At 39.5% G+C, this 16,614-nt stretch carries 14 protein-coding genes and 10 tRNA genes; 5 read left to right on the top strand and 19 right to left on the bottom strand.

Features of this window, described 5'->3' with window-relative positions; translation table 11 throughout:
• Window positions 1-16 precede the first annotated feature (16 nt).
• From J8L71_RS07255 to J8L71_RS07245, 3 genes are all read left to right on the top strand, one after another.
• A complete protein-coding gene (locus tag J8L71_RS07255) occupies window positions 17-268 on the top strand; it encodes a type II toxin-antitoxin system Phd/YefM family antitoxin (RefSeq protein ID WP_210999951.1) in 252 nt (83 codons plus the stop codon).
• A gap of 133 nt (window positions 269-401) precedes the next feature.
• On the top strand, window positions 402-1,682 hold the full coding sequence (locus J8L71_RS07250) for a P-loop NTPase fold protein (protein ID WP_210999950.1): 1,281 nt from the start codon (window positions 402-404) through the stop codon (window positions 1,680-1,682).
• Window positions 1,679-2,704, top strand: a complete 1,026-nt coding sequence (locus J8L71_RS07245; protein WP_210999949.1) for a hypothetical protein — start codon at window positions 1,679-1,681, stop codon at window positions 2,702-2,704. The genes J8L71_RS07250 and J8L71_RS07245 overlap by 4 nt, the downstream gene beginning before the upstream one ends.
• Window positions 2,705-2,783: 79 nt before the next feature.
• On the opposite strand, the gene lnt is transcribed toward J8L71_RS07245, so the two are convergent.
• From lnt to miaB, 5 genes are read right to left on the bottom strand one after another with little or no spacing between them, the layout of a single operon-like run.
• Entirely contained in the window at window positions 2,784-4,346 is a 1,563-nt protein-coding gene (gene lnt / locus J8L71_RS07240; protein ID WP_210999948.1) for an apolipoprotein N-acyltransferase, read from the bottom strand.
• Window positions 4,327-5,211 carry a CNNM family magnesium/cobalt transport protein CorC gene (corC, locus tag J8L71_RS07235; RefSeq protein WP_058547447.1) on the bottom strand — a complete coding sequence of 295 codons (885 nt, stop codon included), beginning with the start codon at window positions 5,209-5,211 and terminating at the stop codon, window positions 4,327-4,329. Before corC ends, lnt begins: the two co-directional genes overlap by 20 nt.
• A gap of 22 nt (window positions 5,212-5,233) precedes the next feature.
• Window positions 5,234-5,692, bottom strand: a complete 459-nt coding sequence (gene ybeY / locus J8L71_RS07230) for an rRNA maturation RNase YbeY (RefSeq protein WP_104642303.1) — start codon at window positions 5,690-5,692, stop codon at window positions 5,234-5,236.
• Window positions 5,693-5,696: 4 nt separating this feature from the next.
• Window positions 5,697-6,755 (bottom strand): PhoH family protein, encoded by a 1,059-nt coding sequence (locus J8L71_RS07225; protein WP_138683547.1) that lies wholly within the window; start codon window positions 6,753-6,755, stop codon window positions 5,697-5,699.
• A 54-nt stretch (window positions 6,756-6,809) separates the two neighbouring features.
• A complete protein-coding gene (gene miaB / locus J8L71_RS07220) occupies window positions 6,810-8,258 on the bottom strand; it encodes a tRNA (N6-isopentenyl adenosine(37)-C2)-methylthiotransferase MiaB (protein ID WP_210999947.1) in 1,449 nt (482 codons plus the stop codon).
• A 256-nt stretch (window positions 8,259-8,514) separates the two neighbouring features.
• Here miaB and J8L71_RS07215 point away from each other — a divergent pair, with 256 nt between their 5' ends.
• Together J8L71_RS07215 and J8L71_RS07210 are read left to right on the top strand one after the other, a co-directional pair.
• Window positions 8,515-9,684: an FAD-dependent monooxygenase gene (locus tag J8L71_RS07215; protein ID WP_247655230.1), complete on the top strand. Its 1,170-nt coding sequence runs from the start codon at window positions 8,515-8,517 to the stop codon at window positions 9,682-9,684.
• 157 nt (window positions 9,685-9,841) lie between these two features.
• Complete coding sequence (locus tag J8L71_RS07210) at window positions 9,842-11,431, top strand: bifunctional diguanylate cyclase/phosphodiesterase (protein WP_348771788.1); 1,590 nt, start codon at window positions 9,842-9,844, stop codon at window positions 11,429-11,431.
• Between the two features lie 5 nt (window positions 11,432-11,436).
• Here J8L71_RS07210 and J8L71_RS07205 read toward each other — a convergent pair.
• The 14 genes from J8L71_RS07205 to J8L71_RS07140 form a co-directional block, all read right to left on the bottom strand.
• Window positions 11,437-11,511 (bottom strand) — tRNA-Gln (locus tag J8L71_RS07205).
• 39 nt (window positions 11,512-11,550) lie between these two features.
• Window positions 11,551-11,635: transfer RNA gene (locus J8L71_RS07200), tRNA-Leu, on the bottom strand.
• A gap of 40 nt (window positions 11,636-11,675) precedes the next feature.
• Window positions 11,676-11,750: transfer RNA gene (locus J8L71_RS07195), tRNA-Gln, on the bottom strand.
• Between the two features lie 40 nt (window positions 11,751-11,790).
• A tRNA-Leu gene (locus J8L71_RS07190) sits at window positions 11,791-11,875 on the bottom strand.
• A 40-nt stretch (window positions 11,876-11,915) separates the two neighbouring features.
• Window positions 11,916-11,990: transfer RNA gene (locus J8L71_RS07185), tRNA-Gln, on the bottom strand.
• Window positions 11,991-12,030: 40 nt separating this feature from the next.
• Window positions 12,031-12,115, bottom strand: a tRNA-Leu gene (locus J8L71_RS07180).
• A gap of 97 nt (window positions 12,116-12,212) precedes the next feature.
• Window positions 12,213-12,289 (bottom strand) — tRNA-Met (locus J8L71_RS07175).
• 5 nt (window positions 12,290-12,294) lie between these two features.
• Window positions 12,295-12,369 (bottom strand) — tRNA-Gln (locus J8L71_RS07170).
• A gap of 38 nt (window positions 12,370-12,407) precedes the next feature.
• Window positions 12,408-12,492 (bottom strand) — tRNA-Leu (locus tag J8L71_RS07165).
• Between the two features lie 69 nt (window positions 12,493-12,561).
• Window positions 12,562-12,638: transfer RNA gene (locus tag J8L71_RS07160), tRNA-Met, on the bottom strand.
• A gap of 536 nt (window positions 12,639-13,174) precedes the next feature.
• Window positions 13,175-14,266 carry a redox-regulated ATPase YchF gene (gene ychF, locus J8L71_RS07155; protein ID WP_058547452.1) on the bottom strand — a complete coding sequence of 364 codons (1,092 nt, stop codon included), beginning with the start codon at window positions 14,264-14,266 and terminating at the stop codon, window positions 13,175-13,177.
• 33 nt (window positions 14,267-14,299) lie between these two features.
• Window positions 14,300-14,884, bottom strand: a complete 585-nt coding sequence (gene pth, locus J8L71_RS07150) for an aminoacyl-tRNA hydrolase (RefSeq protein ID WP_058547453.1) — start codon at window positions 14,882-14,884, stop codon at window positions 14,300-14,302.
• A 17-nt stretch (window positions 14,885-14,901) separates the two neighbouring features.
• On the bottom strand, window positions 14,902-15,516 hold the full coding sequence (locus tag J8L71_RS07145; protein ID WP_058547454.1) for a 50S ribosomal protein L25/general stress protein Ctc: 615 nt from the start codon (window positions 15,514-15,516) through the stop codon (window positions 14,902-14,904).
• A 149-nt stretch (window positions 15,517-15,665) separates the two neighbouring features.
• Window positions 15,666-16,613 carry a ribose-phosphate pyrophosphokinase gene (locus J8L71_RS07140; RefSeq protein ID WP_138683549.1) on the bottom strand — a complete coding sequence of 316 codons (948 nt, stop codon included), beginning with the start codon at window positions 16,611-16,613 and terminating at the stop codon, window positions 15,666-15,668.
• Between the last annotated feature and the right edge of the window lies 1 nt (window position 16,614).

The following is a 16,614-nucleotide window of genomic DNA, read 5'->3' as shown; positions in this document are numbered from 1 at the left end:
CTTTATCAGGTGTTTTATGAAAGCGTTATTAGCTGATTGTTCAGCAAGTATTTCAGAACTGAGAAAAAATCCAATTGGGCTCTTAAATAAAGCTGGTGGAAAGAGCATCGAAATTTCGAAATATAATAAGACAGTTGCTTATTTAGTTCCTGCACAATTGTATGAGTTGATAATGGATCAGCTTGATGACTATGAATTAGCTAAAATTATTGAAAGTCGTAGAGCTGATTTATCTCAGGAGATTGAAGTTAGCATTGATGACTTATAGCTCTTATCAATTGAATTACATTAATTAGAAAAAGCTAATGCTTAAAGTGACATAAAGTAGCTCAGACTATTTTTCTGTTTATATTAGGGCGTGTTAGCATATAAAAAAGTAAATATTGAGTACATGGATGAATATGGTCACTTTTTCTCGTTATACGACATTAATTTTATATGGTGTTATTACCTATATTTTGTTTTTAATTATGTCTTCAGTAACCATTATTCAAGAATTGTTGCTCGCTTGGACTAATCTTCTTCAAAAAACATTTAATACTTCAAATTTCACACCTTTGTATGGTTACGCTACATTATTATTTTTAGCAGGCTTAGCCGTAAACAAAATTGCAGATAGCTTTTCTATCTATAATTCAAAAAGGTATTGGCAATTTAATTGGCGGTATCCTTCGCAAATGCTATCTGTAATATGCACTATTGCTATTTGGTTGTTTTTTGAATCTAAAGCAACTGGTTCTGTGGTTAGTTTAGAGTTAGTATTTTTATACTTACCTCTTATAGCCGGATTGGCATTTTTACCTGTATTAGAACTTTTTAAAACTCGTACTAAACGTAATACACCAAAAAATAATGCTTCAACGCGGCATATTGCTAAACAAATTGAAAAAACTTTATGCGATAAGAAAAATCCAGCGAAGAGTAAGCGCATTTTAATATGTGGAGCTTTTGGTGTCGGGAAAACAACGGCAATAAATTTAGCTGTTGATGAACTAAAAAATAAAAAAGAATTGCCTAAATTAGTTCACTGTAATATTGACCTATGGGGTGTTGAAGCTGAATCTATTATCCAATATGTATTGGATGAAGTGCTAATAGCACTTAGTAGTGAAATTGATATGTGTAAGTTCCGTTCTTTACCGTCGCACTATATTTCAGCTATGAATGCAGGTAATACGTCTTCTAAAATATTTGCAGCGTTTATGCATAAACCTACATCTCCAGATGCACTTTTAAAAAGCTTAAGTGATGTCATTAACACAGCGAATTTAAGATTATTAGTAACAATTCAAGACCTCGATCGTAATCAAAAGGCGCTAGACAGCCTCCATGCGCTTGCTGGCCTGCTAGATAGATTAGAAGAACTGCAAAGTATTGATTATATTTTTGCAGGTGAAAACCGCCCCGAATTTTCAGATACGTTACTGCGCATTTGCCCAATTCGGTTTGACTTTTGTATACCAAATTTTATAAAGCAAATTAACGAGTTAGAAAGTGAGTTAATAGATGCCGACATGCAAGAGTATTATCAAAGAGCTCTTTTGGATCAATATATACCTGGATGCCCACAACTCATTAATCAATTATTACCTTCATTTAGGGCATTACACACTCTTGAAGAGCAAATTAAATCTGCTTGGCTGGAGTTGGGTGGTGAAGTATTGTTTTACTTCAGGCATTGAAAAATAATAACCCAGCTATTTACGATGCACTGATAGTGCCATTAAATAACAAGTCCTTTAAAAGCCAACCATTAACTGAATTTATTGCAGATAACTTCTCTCCCGACGATAATTTAGATAAAGAGCTTATAAAAAGTTGTTTAGTTCACTTTGGCTTAATTGATTTTCTCATTATTAATGAGAAAAGTAACGAAATATGCGTTTCAAAAGATAACCCGCCTGCTCATGTTTTATCATTTTATAAACACGAGCATATAAGTAGCTCATTAATCGAAGGCAGACTTACAGCGAAAAAGCTTAAACAAAGGCACGTTTTTAAAACGTTGAATGAAATTTCTAGTGGTGATAGCCGTATTATTAAAAACCAAGCAATTACTGACTTATGTGCCGCTGTGGAAGATAATGAGACTTCTGGTTTTTGGCTTGAGTCAATCAAGTATTATGGTTGGCATATTCTTTACAATGAAATTAAAGATGAAGTGACCGTTATGCAATTATTTGAAAAAGCGATTAATGTTCGGTCATCAAGGAAATCTTTAGAACTTCTAACATCATTTGCTGTAAGAGGCTATGATGTTGACTCAAGTAGCGCATTTGTTAAATACCTTTTTTCAGAAAGGATAATAAACGACTTATTTGAGCAACGTACCTCTTTTAAACATGGAACCTTGTTTGCACTATTGAAAATTTATAGTAATTTAAGCTCATTTGGACGTTTTGGTAGTGAACCCAAAAGTTATAAAGTTCCTATGAATAATCTTATTTTACAATTTATTGATGGCAATGATTCTGTCAGCGATGCTAATTTGTTGTATTTGTTTTCAAGAAATGCCGATGATATTCCTGATTTATTACTTGCTCTAAATAAATCGACTCTAAATAAAGTACAGTCTTTGATTAAAAATATTAAATCAGAAAACACCCGTGTGATTTATAGTCAAATAGCTGAAGCGCGAGAAGCAAATGATGATGAATTTGAAGGTATAAGAAGTGATGCATTAAAATTTATATCGCGAATGTGAAAGCTTTAGTTTCAATTAATTGAGGCTGCTATTTTGGCTTGAAATTAAAGCGCGATAATTATCTTACCGCGCTTTAATCTTAAGTATTTATTTTATCTTTCAGTTTTACCCCAAACCCTAAAGCACCCAGTAACACCACAAATCCCCATACAAACATGTTTCCGTATTGGCTGTACACGCTGTCGCCTTGTATAAGCTTTATATCGGCTTTCATGGTCGCAGCTTCAAACTGCGGCATGGCTTGTTGTGTGTGGCTTATTGGGTCGTATACGGCACTTACGCCATTATTGGTAACACGTACCAGTGGGCGTTGTAGTTCTAATGCGCGCATGCGGGCTATTTGCATGTGTTGCAATGGCCCAATAGAGTCACCAAACCAGGCGTCGTTACTTACGGTAAAAAGTAGGTCTGAGCCGCTTTTGTAGTTACCGCGTACTAAATCGGCAAATACTATTTCGTAGCAAATGGCGGGTAGCAGGTTAAAACCATTGGCACGTAAGTTGTTTTGTACTTTATCACCACGGGTAAACGACGACATAGGTAAATCAAACAGTGGTGCTATTGGGCGCAATATATCTTGAAACGGTACAAATTCGCCAATAGGGAGTAGCTGATGTTTACGATAGCGGTTTTTGCCTAAGTAGCGATAGTGGCCCTGCTCGTCGTTGCGCTCTTTATTACCGACCACAATAAGAGTGTTGTAAATGGTTTTAGTGTCTAGTTGGTAGTCAACAATACCGGTTACAAGGGCGGTTTTATTAAACGATGCTGCTTTGTCTAAATTGGCTAAGTAGGTATCGGCCAGCATTTCTATTTCGGGCACTGCGGCTTCAGGCCATACAATTAAGTCGGCATCCCAATGTGGGCGGGTTAAGTCTTGATACTTGCTCATGGTGGTCCAAAACTCACTAGGCTCAAAGCGCAAGTGCTGTTTTATATTACCTTGCACAAGCAGAGTTGACATGTGTTTACCTGAATACTGATTTGAGCCTGTATTTAATGCGCTAATAACAAGTATTACAAAAGCAGCGGCGGTTGCTAATGGCGTTTTAAAATCTTTTTGAGTAAGCCTATAAAGTGCAAAAGCAATGGCTACGCAGGTAAGGGTTAAGCCAAATTCGCCAATGTAGGGGGCAAGTATTCTAAGCGGGCCATCGGTTTGCGTATAACCAAAGCTTAACCAAGGAAAGCCTGTTAATACGGTACCGCGTAAATATTCACTAATTGCAACGCTTACTATTAGTAATGCACCAAAGCTTTTAGGGCCGCTTGCAAAGCGAGTCGCTGCCCAAAACGCAAGCGACGGGAATAATGCTAAATACGCGCATAAAAATGCCATTAATGAAAGTGAGGCAATAAGTGGCATGCCACCAAAAGTGGCTATTGATACATGCACCCAACTTATACCAGCACCAAACCAGCCTAAACCAAATATAAAACCATATTTAGCGGCCGTTTTAGCGTGTGCTTTACCTGTGTTGTTTGGATTAATGCAAAAAATAATGGCGGCAAGGCTAAAAAATACGATGGGCCAAATTTGAAAAGGGGCGTAGCCAAAAGTTAAAACTAGGCCCGCAATAAGTGCGAGCCATGCTTTTTTATCTTTTGCTAACAGGGTGAGTTTAGTTAGCAGAGTCTTCACTGTCGTTTTCATCAACCTTAGGTACGGTGACTTGCAGTTGTAAGATACGACGATTGTCAGAGTTGGTTACTTTAAACTGGTAACCTTCTATGTCTATTGTTTCACCGCGACTTGGCATATGGCCAAATGCGTGTAATACAGTGCCGCCAATAGTGTCGGCTTCGTCGGTGCTGTAACCTGTTTTAAAGTACTCGTTAAAGTCATCTACAGGGGTAAGCGCTTGTACTACGTATACGTGCTTAGCAAGCTGTCGAATATCTTGTTGATCTTCTTCTTCGTCGTGCTCATCTTCGATTTCGCCAACGATTATTTCAAGAATGTCTTCGATTGTTACAAGGCCCGATACACCGCCGTATTCGTCAATAACAATAGCCATGTGGTAGCGTTGCTGACGAAATTCGTTTAATAGGGTATCTACGCGTTTACTCTCTGGGACTACCATAGCTGGGCGTAAATAATCGCGCAGTGATGGTAGGTGCTCGTCTTTATTTAAAATAAGCGGTAGCAAATCTTTAGCGAGCAATATCCCCTCTACGTGGTCTTTATCTTCACACACTACCGGAAAGCGTGAGTGAGTTGAGTCGACCATCATTGGGATGAGTTCTTCTAATGGGCTATCTACCTCAAGAGTGATCATTTGTGAGCGCGGGATCATTATGTCACGCACTTTAAGCTTAGACACGCCAAGCACACCTTCAATCATCTCTTTAGTTTCTGGATCTATTACGTCACGCTCTTGCGCATCGGCTATTACTTCAACCAGCTCTTCTCTATTCTGGGGTTCCCCTTGCAACATTTGGGCTATGCGGCCCATCCACGTTTTGCCAGAAGAACCCTGGCTAGATTGCGAGTTATCGTCGCTCATTGCGTCTAATTGCTCCGTTAATTTAAATATCGTCTCGGTATGGGTCGGCTATGTTTAGCTCGCCAAGTAATTGCTTTTCTATACTTTCCATCTCGAGTGCGTCCTCACTCTTTATATGGTCAAATCCAAGTAAATGCAAGCATCCATGAATAACCATATGAGCAAAGTGGTCATGAAATGACTTCTCTTGCTCAATTGCTTCAGCCAAAACAATGGCTGGGCAAATAATTAAATCGCCCACAAGAGGAATGTCTATTCCTGGTGGCGCTTCAAATTCAAATGAGAGTACGTTGGTTGGTTTATTTTTACCGCGGTAATCGTTATTTAGCTGCTGCGATTGCGCTTCGTCGCTTATTACAATGCTGAGCTCAGACTCATCACGGTATTGGCTTAGGGCTTTGTCGGCCCACAGTGCAAATTGCGCTTCGCTTGGGAGGTTGTCAAACTCACACGCTATTTGTAAATCAAGTTCGGTGCTCACGGTATTACTCTTTAGTAGAAGGTTGCTGTTGAGCGGCCAATAAATCTTTGGCTTTTTGCTTTTCTATACGCTTAAGTCGCTCATTTTCGTCGTTGCGCTCGTAGGCTTCTACAATGCGGCCAACCACAGGATGGCGTACTATGTCGTGTGATTTAAAGTAGTTAAAGCTAATTTCTTCAACGCCGTCGAGTACTTCTATTGCGTGGCGAAGGCCTGAACGTGCACCACGAGGTAAATCTACTTGTGTTATATCGCCCGTAATAACCGCTTTAGAGTTAAAGCCTATACGGGTTAAAAACATTTTCATTTGCTCGGCGGTGGTGTTTTGGCTTTCATCTAAAATAATAAACGCATCATTTAGTGTACGACCACGCATGTAAGCAAGTGGTGCAATTTCAATAATGTGTTTTTCGATTAGTTTTTCTACTTTTTCAAAACCCAGCATTTCAAATAACGCGTCGTAAAGAGGGCGCAGGTATGGGTCTACTTTTTGGCTTAAGTCGCCTGGTAAAAAGCCTAACTTTTCACCGGCTTCTACTGCTGGTCGAGTAAGTAATATTCGGCGAATTTCTTGACGCTCTAGTGCATCTACTGCAGCGGCGACTGCAAGGTATGTTTTACCAGTACCAGCGGGGCCAATACCAAAGGTAATATCGTGATGTAAAATGTTAGCTACATATAAACCTTGGTTGTCGTTGCGCGGTTTAATTACACCACGGCGGGTTTTAATGTACATTTCTTTGCCGTAAGCACTTTGTGGTACATCTTGCTCTAGGGCTTTTGATTCGGTAATGGCTAAATGTACGTTGTCGGGCTCTATTTCACCAATTTCACCACGAACAGGTTGAGTACTCACGTATAAGTCTTTTAGGATCTCTACGGCTGCAGCGCTTGAGTGCAGTTTTCCTGTTACTTTAAAAAAGTTGTCGCGGTGGATAATTTCAACACCAAGGCGGCGCTCAATTTGTTTGATGTTTTCGTCAAACGGGCCACATAAAGAAGAAAGGCGTTTGTTGTCGGCAGGTTCTAAATAAATCTCTAACGTTTTTAACTGATTACTCAAAATTACTTCCTATTCGGGTGCGCCAGTGTTAACTGGCGCAATGAATTTATGCAACTAAGGTACGAAAGTAGCTACACCAATTTCGTTTGTTGTTTCGACTTTTGGTTCAATGCTTGCGGCTTTAGTTAAAATAGCTGAAGGCGCAACTTCACGTCGTAAGTTCATTTCTGATTCTGTACGAATTAAGTCACCACGTAAAGAGTTTGGTAGTGCCTCGGTAATACGTACATCAACAAACTGTCCGATCACAGTGTGTGGGCCAACAAAGTTAACTACACGGTTATTTTCGGTACGGCCACGTAATTCCATTGGGTTCTTTTTAGAAGGACCTTCAACTAAAATACGTTGCTCTGTATCAAACATTTGGCGGCTAATTTGTTGCGCCATTTGTGTAATACGGTTTTGTAGTAGGTATAAGCGTTCTTTTTTCTCTTGCTCTGTTACGTCATCTGGCAAGTCAGCTGCTGGTGTACCCGGGCGTGCACTGTAAATAAAGCTAAAGCTCATATCAAAACCAATATCGTTAATTAGGTTCATTGTGGCTTCAAAGTCTGTTTTGCTTTCACCTGGGAAACCAATAATGAAATCTGACGACATGCTTAAGTTAGGGCGAATTTTACGTAACTTACGAATAGTTGATTTGTATTCAATTGCTGTGTGGCCGCGCTTCATTAAATTAAGAATACGATCTGAACCACTTTGTACTGGTAAGTGTAAGTGATCGACAAGCTCTGGCACATCAGCGTATACGTCGATAATATCCGGCGTAAACTCTACAGGGTGCGATGTGGTGTAACGAATACGGTCAATACCATCAATGGCGGCGATCAAACGAATTAAATCTGAGAAGTAGCAAATGTCGCCATCGTGAGTATCACCACGGTATGCATTTACATTTTGACCTAGAAGATTTACTTCACGTACGCCTTGCTCAGCAAGTTGTGCTACTTCTAATAGTACATCATCTACTGGGCGGCTAACTTCTTCACCACGAGTGTAAGGTACAACACAAAAAGTACAGTACTTAGAACACCCTTCCATAATTGATACAAATGCTGAAGGGCCTTCAGCTTTTGGCTCTGGTAAACGGTCAAACTTTTCAATCTCTGGGAATGAAATATCAACAACCGATGAGCCTTTATCGCCTTGCACTTGCTTAATCATTTCTGGTAAACGGTGCAGTGTTTGTGGACCAAAAATAACATCAACAAATGGCGCACGCTGGCGAATAGAATCACCTTCTTGTGAGGCAACACAACCACCAACACCAATAATTAAATCTGGCTTGTCGTCTTTTAATAATTTCCAACGACCTAATTGGTGAAATACTTTTTCTTGCGCTTTTTCACGAATTGAACAGGTGTTAAGTAATATTACGTCGGCATCTGTTGCATCTTCAGTTAGCTGGTAGCCATTGGTAGCATCTAGAAGTTCAGCCATTTTCTGAGAGTCATACTCGTTCATCTGACAACCCCAGGTTTTGATATGCAGCTTTTTGCTCATTGAAATATAGCCTCGTGTTCAATTCGGTAGTGGCACAAAAATGTGCTTAAATCAGGATTAAGGAGCAAGGTTGCTCACTTAAAGGACGCGTATTTTAGCTGGATACCCGCCCAGCCTCAAGTATAGTTTTTATGTTTGTGATCTTAAATCAATACAGAGCCAGTTTAATAGCTTGGTAGTTATATACTCTCGCACTAAAGCAGCGAGTTACGGTACAATAAAAATAGATTCACGTATTAACAAAATGATGAAAAACATGACTCAAAATAAAGCGATAGTTGTTGGTGGTGGCATGGTTGGAGCCGCTATGGCCATTAGGTTAGCACAGCAAGGTAAGTCGGTACGCATTATAGAAAAGCATATAATTGATGCCGATAATATTTTAGCAAGCGATACCGTAGACATACGTGTATCGGCTATTAATCGTTTTTCAGAAAATCTGCTTGATGAATTAGGTGCCATGCCTATTTTAAGGCAAACTCGCCTAGCACCTTATAAACAACTAGAAGCATTTGAGCGTGGTGGCGATAACCTTTTATTTGATTGCGCCGATATTAATACCTCACATTTAGGCCACCTAATCGAAAACAGCCTTATTCAAGCAAGCTTGTGGAAGCAGTTTGCTCATTACAATATAGAAGTTATTGAGCAATCAGCTCCTGTGAGTGCTATTGAACAAAATATTGATTCTATAACACTTGCATACGGCGACACACGCTATAACGCTGATTTAGTGATTGCAGCCGATGGTGGGCAATCGCAGCTACGTGCAAAAGCTAATATTGGTGCAACCGGATGGCAGTATCAACAACATTGTATGGGCGTACTTATAAAGCTTGATGCGCCGCAGCAGGTAAAAACATGGCAACAGTTTACGCCAACCGGGCCTTTAGCGTTTTTACCTATGCAGGCCCCATACGCGAATTTAATTTGGTATGACGACGCTAATACATTACAACACTTTAAAGGGTTAGCGCCTGAACAAATTAAAATGCATATTTTAAATAAATTTCCGACACTTGCAGGCGACTTTGACGTGCAAAGCCATGCGATATTTCCGCTTACCCGTCAACATGCTAATAATTACTCGCAAGGGCGGTTAGTGTTAGTTGGCGATGCAGCGCACACAATTAACCCGCTTGCAGGGCAGGGGGTTAATTTAGGCTTTCAGGACGTTGTAGCACTTGCTAAAGCGCTTGATGGCGTTGATGATATTGGTTGCCCGTTAAAACTAAAAGAGTATGAGCGTAGCCGCCGTAAAGCTAATCTATTAATGATGAGTATGATGGATGCGTGTTACTTTGGTTTTTCTAATCAAATTACACCCCTTAAATGGGCGCGAAGCCAGTTTTTAAAAATGGCCAATAATACCGGTCCTTTGAAAAATTGGGTTTTAAAATACGCTATTAGCGGTGAACTTGGTTAAACCTTTATACGCACATTACTTTAATGTGCGTTTTTCTATTGCTTAGCACCTGTGACTTTTTTAACTTCTCAAAATAACTACAAATTATTGTAAATTTATTTCGTTATTACATTTATTTGCCATACTCAAATTATAATCAAATAAAAAATGAGTTGTTGTGGGAAATCTTTTTGTTTACCTAATTGCCATAGGGGTTGTACTACTTACCCTTAGTATTATGCCTACCTTACAAATTTGTAAAAAAACAAAGAGAGTGTCGTGGGTTTTATTATTAGTGTTAATTATTGGCTTTATTGTAGGTTACTGGTGGATTTTATATTACTTTGTTAATAATCCATCGAGTGATTTTGTTGCCAGTAGTATTGCGCTTATCCTGTGTGGCGGTGGTGCGTTTGTATTTTTAATTATTAAACTCAGCTTAAAAAGTATTATTAAAATAGATGAGTATGCAGAGCGTCAGCGCTTTTTAGCAGAACACGACCATTTAACCACACTTTCAAATCGTAAAAAATTCTTTCAAATATTAAACCGCCAAGTTAAGTATAAAGATCCTTTTACGCTACTTTTAATAGATCTAAATAACTTTAAAAAGATTAATGATTTATATGGCAATAAGGTCGGTGATATTTTACTTAGTGTATTTGGTAAAAGAATGAGTCAAAACTTAAGCGGGATAGCAAAACTTTACCGCATTGGCGGAGATGAGTTTGCACTAATAGTTGAAACCTCACCCAATGATAATTTTGAAGCGTGTTTAAATGCCATTAATAAATCTATTAATTCCCCCTTTGCTATTTACGAGCATAATTTAAAAATAAAACTGACAATTGGGGCAAGCCAGTACTTACAGGATTCTTTGCAGGCAAACGAGCTATTTACGCAGGCTAATTTAGCAATACACGAAGCTAAAATTACACAGCAGCCTTATGTTGCGTATAAAAAAGAGCTTGGCAAACGCGTCAATGATCTACGAGATATGAGCAGCAAAATAAAGCGCGCTATTAACGAGAAAGAGTTTGAGCTTTATTTACAACCTATATTTGAAGCTGGCTCTGAGGATATGCATGGCGCTGAGGTACTTATTCGCTGGCCTCAAAGTGATGGCTCTTTTATTAGCCCTGAGCTATTTATTGGTATTGCAGAGCAAAGTGGGCTTATTTTAGGTATTTCTAAATGGGTGGTGCTTGAAACAATAAATCATTTAAAACAATTAAAGAGTGCCGGCTTTATTGGTGCGTTACATGTAAATTTATCAACGAAAGATTTAGAAAGCCCTGAGTTTTACGAGTTTATAGAAGCCTTACTAGCTGATGATCCAAGTTTGAGTGATTTTATTATTTTTGAAATTACTGAGCGAGCCATGATGACTAATTTACAAGCTGCTCAAACTATGATGCAAAAATTAAACAGTAGGGGTTTTGAATTTAGTGTTGATGATTTTGGCACTGGGTTTTCTTCGTTAGTATTATTACGAGAGTTACCTATAAGCCAAATCAAGATAGATCAGTCATTTATAAAAGATATGCTGACACAAATAGCGGATTACGCCATAGTGGAGTCTACTTTGTTTTTAGCTACGCGATTAAATTGTAAGGTGGTTGCCGAAGGCATAGAAAACGAAGACGTACAGCAGTCATTAACGACTATGAATTGTGACTATTTGCAAGGGTATTATTACAGTAAACCGTTAAGAATTAATGAATTTATGAGTAAGTATTTGAGCGAGGATAGATACAGAATAATTTAGAAAATTGGCTGGGATACCAGGATTTGAACCTGGGAATGCCAGGATCAAAACCTGGTGCCTTACCGCTTGGCGATATCCCAACTATAAATTTGGATGAGTTTTAGTTCTAGTTAAGAACATGGTGCGGAAGGAGAGACTTGAACTCTCACAACCTAAGTTACTGGAACCTAAATCCAGCGCGTCTACCAATTCCGCCACTCCCGCAGTTCTTATTCTTTAAACAACTTTCTTTGGTATAAAAAGTTGGCTGGGATACCAGGATTTGAACCTGGGAATGCCAGGATCAAAACCTGGTGCCTTACCGCTTGGCGATATCCCAACAAAGAATTATTTGATAATTTTAGTTCTTATCAAGAACATGGTGCGGAAGGAGAGACTTGAACTCTCACAACCTAAGTTACTGGAACCTAAATCCAGCGCGTCTACCAATTCCGCCACTCCCGCATACTGTCATTCTTTATAGCAATTTCCTTGGTAAAGAAATTGGCTGGGATACCAGGATTTGAACCTGGGAATGCCAGGATCAAAACCTGGTGCCTTACCGCTTGGCGATATCCCAACAAAGAATTAATTGATAATTTTAGTTCTTATCAAGAACATGGTGCGGAAGGAGAGACTTGAACTCTCACAACCTAAGTTACTGGAACCTAAATCCAGCGCGTCTACCAATTCCGCCACTCCCGCATTATCACTTTGAATCAATCAAAGAAATGGTAGTTATTTTAAACTCTTCATTGAGTTGCAATTTTAACTCTTGCAGAGCCACTTCTAAAAGAAGAAATGGTGGCTAAGACGGGATTTGAACCTGTGACCCCATCATTATGAGTGATGTGCTCTAACCAGCTGAGCTACTTAGCCATTGTTGGCTGGGATACCAGGATTTGAACCTGGGAATGCCAGGATCAAAACCTGGTGCCTTACCGCTTGGCGATATCCCAACAATAACAATTGATAGTTTTAGTTCTTATCAAGAACATGGTGCGGAAGGAGAGACTTGAACTCTCACAACCTAAGTTACTGGAACCTAAATCCAGCGCGTCTACCAATTCCGCCACTCCCGCATTTCAAATTTTGATAAATCAAAACTGAGGTAGTTATTTTAAACTCTTCATTGAGCAACAAAAAATAAATGGTGGCTAAGACGGGATTTGAACCTGTGACCCCATCATTATGAGTGATGTGCTCTAACCAGCTGAGCTACTTAGCCATCTTTTTTGTTAGCACTTCATCGCTGAGTGCGGGGCGTATTATGCTGATATGACCCAAATCCGTCAACACCTTTTTTGCAAAAAAACACTTATCAGTGTTTGTTTGCAGGAAAATTAAGCTAAGCGGCTAAATTTTAATAAAAATGATGTTTTTTTGACTGCAATTCAAATGCAAATCATGGCGATAAATCAAAAGAGTGAAAACAGACTGTTTAAAGTTGTTTGTTTATTCGACACATTATCGCGTACGACGTAAATTTTAGCATTAATTTGATATCTCAATACGTAATTTAATAGCTAAAGCGCTTTTTTATTTTAATAAAGTGGCTATTAACCTGGTTTTTTTAACTATACAAAGGCATTTTAAATAATGTTTAGCTTGATTATATGTGCCGCTTGAGTGCTTTTGCAAAGGGATTATATAAACGTAAGTGCGAGATTAAGTAGCTAAAGAGACGTTTGGGTCTTGAGGATATAGTAAAGGATACAAAAAAGGCTCGTAAACACGAGCCTTTTTGGTTTTTCAATCGCTTTATTAAACGTTGAATAAGAAGTTCATAACATCGCCATCTTTAACAATGTATTCTTTACCCTCTTGACGCATTTTGCCCGCTTCTTTTGCACCGCTTTCACCTTTAAAGCCAATAAAGTCTTCATAAGCGATAGTTTGTGCACGGATAAAGCCACGCTCAAAGTCGGTATGGATTTTACCTGCTGCTTGTGGCGCTGTAGCACCAACAGGGATTGTCCATGCACGCACTTCTTTAACACCTGCAGTGAAATAAGTTTGTAATTGTAGTAATTCATAACCACCACGAATAACAAGATTAAGACCAGGCTCTTCTAAGCCAAGATCAGCCATAAACTCAAGTTTATCTTCGTCATCAAGCTCAGATAGCTCAGATTCGATTGCTGCACACACAGGAACAACAACAGCGCCTTCTGACTCTGCTATAGCGCGAACACGATCAAGTAGTGGGTTATTCTCAAAACCATCTTCAGCAACGTTTGCAATGTACATTGTTGGCTTGATAGTTAAAAAGTTAATAGAGCTTATTGCTGCTTTTTCTTCTTTAGTTAATTCTAAAGAGCGAAGCGTTAAGCCTTCATCTAAGTGTACTTTTACTTTTTCAAGCGCAGCATTTTGCTCTTTTGCGTCTTTATCGCCGCCTTTTGCTTTTTTAGCATTACGGAAAATTGCTTTTTCAGCACTATCCATATCAGCAAGTACAAGCTCAGTATTAATTACGTCAATATCGTCAGCAGGATCAATAGTACCTGCAACGTGTATTACGTTTTCATCTTCAAAACAGCGTACTACATGGCCAATTGCATCCGTTTCACGAATGTTTGCTAAAAACTGGTTACCTAAGCCTTCACCTTTAGATGCACCTTTTACTAAGCCTGCAATATCCACAAATTCCATACTTGTAGTAAGAATGCGTTGCGGGTTTACTATTTTAGCAAGCTCGTCTAGACGAGGATCTGGCACAGGTACCACACCTGTATTAGGCTCAATGGTACAAAAAGGAAAGTTAGCGGCTTCAATACCCGCTTTAGTTAGTGCATTGAAAAGCGTTGATTTACCAACGTTAGGCAAGCCAACGATGCCACATTTAAAACCCATAGTAAGATACCTTGTTAAGATTCGTTTAAACGATTATGGTTTAAAAGAATGTAGTCTGTTTTGTGCTTTTAACACACCGTCTTTTGCAAGTATTTCCATACAGCGAACTGCTTCATCAACAGCGGCATCCATTTTTTCTTGGTCTTCTTTGGCTGCTTTTCCAAGCACCCAACCAGTAACCATTTCACGATGCCCCGGATGACCTACACCTATGCGTAAACGCATAAAGTCTTTTTGATTTGCCATTTTAGCAATAATGTCTTTTAAACCATTATGACCGCCGTGTCCGCCACCTTTTTTTAATTTGGCAACGCCTGGGTCTAAATCCAATTCGTCGTGAGCTACTAAAATGTTTTCCACGGGGATTTTGAAAAAATTAGCTAAACTACCGACCGCTTTGCCACTTAGATTCATGTAAGTAGTGGGGATCAATAATTTGAATTCTTGGCCTTGGATAATCACTTTGCCAGTAAGGCCGTGATATTTAGGATCGTGTTTTAGGGTGCAGTTATAGCGTGCAGCGAGTTGCTCGATGAACCAAGCACCTGCATTGTGGCGTGTGTTTGCGTATTCGGGGCCTGGATTAGCCAGGCCCACAAGCATTTGAATAGAATTCAAGGTGCGAACCTTAAATATTATTCAGCAGCGTCTGCAGCGTCGTCTTCAACTGGTGCAGACTTATTAGCTTTGATAGTCAAGATTGACTGATCGTGGCCTTCGCCTTTACCTAGTTCAACTGAGCTAACGCCTTTTGGAAAAGCAAGATCAGAGATGTGAATTGAATCACCAACAACTAGCTCAGAAACGTTTACTTCGATGAATTCTGGAAGTGCTTTTGGAAGACAAGAAACTTCAACTTCAGTTAACTGGTGAACTACAGTTGCGCCAGCTTTAGTTACGATTTCTTCACCGATGAAGTGAAGAGGAACTTTAGTTGTAAGTTTATGAGTTGCGTCTACACGTTGGAAATCAAGGTGAGTAAGCTTAGGCTTGAATGGGTGACGTTGAATATCTTTTAAGATAGCTTCAACTTTCTCGCCGCCTACGTTAAGTGTAAGAATATGAGTGTAGAAACCTTCATCTTCTTGTGCTTTGATCATATCTTTATGAGCAAAAGTAAGAGATAAAGCTTCTTTGTCAGCTCCGTAAAGGATTGCAGGAACTTTGTCTTCGCGACGTAGGCGGCGGCTCGCACCAGTACCAGTTTCTACGCGAAGTTCAGCGTCATATGTATAAGTTGTGTTAGACATGATGTCTCCAATTATTTAAAAGTTTAGGGCCTTTGCGACCAAGGTCCCTAGCCAAAAGGCGCGCTATCATACCACCGCACCCCAACAAAATAAACATCGCTTACAAAAAAAGCGCCAAAAGGCGCTTTTATACTCAAAAATGCTTAATCTTAGTGTTCAAACATCGCTGAGATAGATTCTTCGTTGCTAATACGACGAATAGTTTCTGCTAACATGTCAGCAAGCGTAAGCACCTTCACTTTATCAAGGGCTTTAAGCTCGTCAGATAGCGGGATTGAGTCGGTAACAATTACTTCGTCAATCATTGAATCACGTAGGTTTTCTGCTGCTTTACCAGAAAGAATAGGGTGCGTTGCGTATGCGAATACGCGTTTTGCGCCATGTTCTTTAAGTGCTTCAGCGGCTTTACATAATGTACCACCGGTATCAATCATATCATCTACGATAATACAATCACGACCTTCTACGTCACCAATAATATGCATTACTTGAGAAACGTTTGCTTGTGGGCGACGTTTATCGATGATTGCTAAATCTGTGTCGTGTAGTAGTTTTGCAATTGCACGCGCACGTACAACACCGCCAATATCTGGAGATACTACAACAACGTCTTCAAAATCACGTTCTTCCATATCTTCAAGTAATACAGGGCTACCAAATACGTTATCTACTGGTACATCAAAGAAGCCTTGGATTTGTTCTGCGTGTAAATCAACCGTAAGAACACGGTCAACACCTACACTTGATAAGAAATCGGCAACAACTTTAGCGGTAATTGGAACACGAGCAGAGCGTACACGACGATCTTGACGCGCATAACCAAAATAAGGAATGACGGCAGTAATACGACCTGCAGATGCACGACGTAGAGCATCAACCATAACGATAAGTTCCATTAGGTTATCGTTTGTAGGGGCACAGGTTGATTGCAATATAAAAACATCCGAGCCACGAACATTTTCATTTATTTGAACACTGATCTCACCGTCGCTAAAACGGCCAACAACAGCATCGCCTAATTCAATATATAATCGTTTTGCAACTTTTTGAGCTAACTCAGGTGTTGCGTTACCAGCGAAGAGCTTCATGTCAGGCACG

This window comes from Pseudoalteromonas sp. MMG007 (assembly GCF_018100985.1).
GTDB lineage: Bacteria > Pseudomonadota > Gammaproteobacteria > Enterobacterales > Alteromonadaceae > Pseudoalteromonas.
This window is presented reverse-complemented; position numbering and strand designations above follow the sequence as displayed.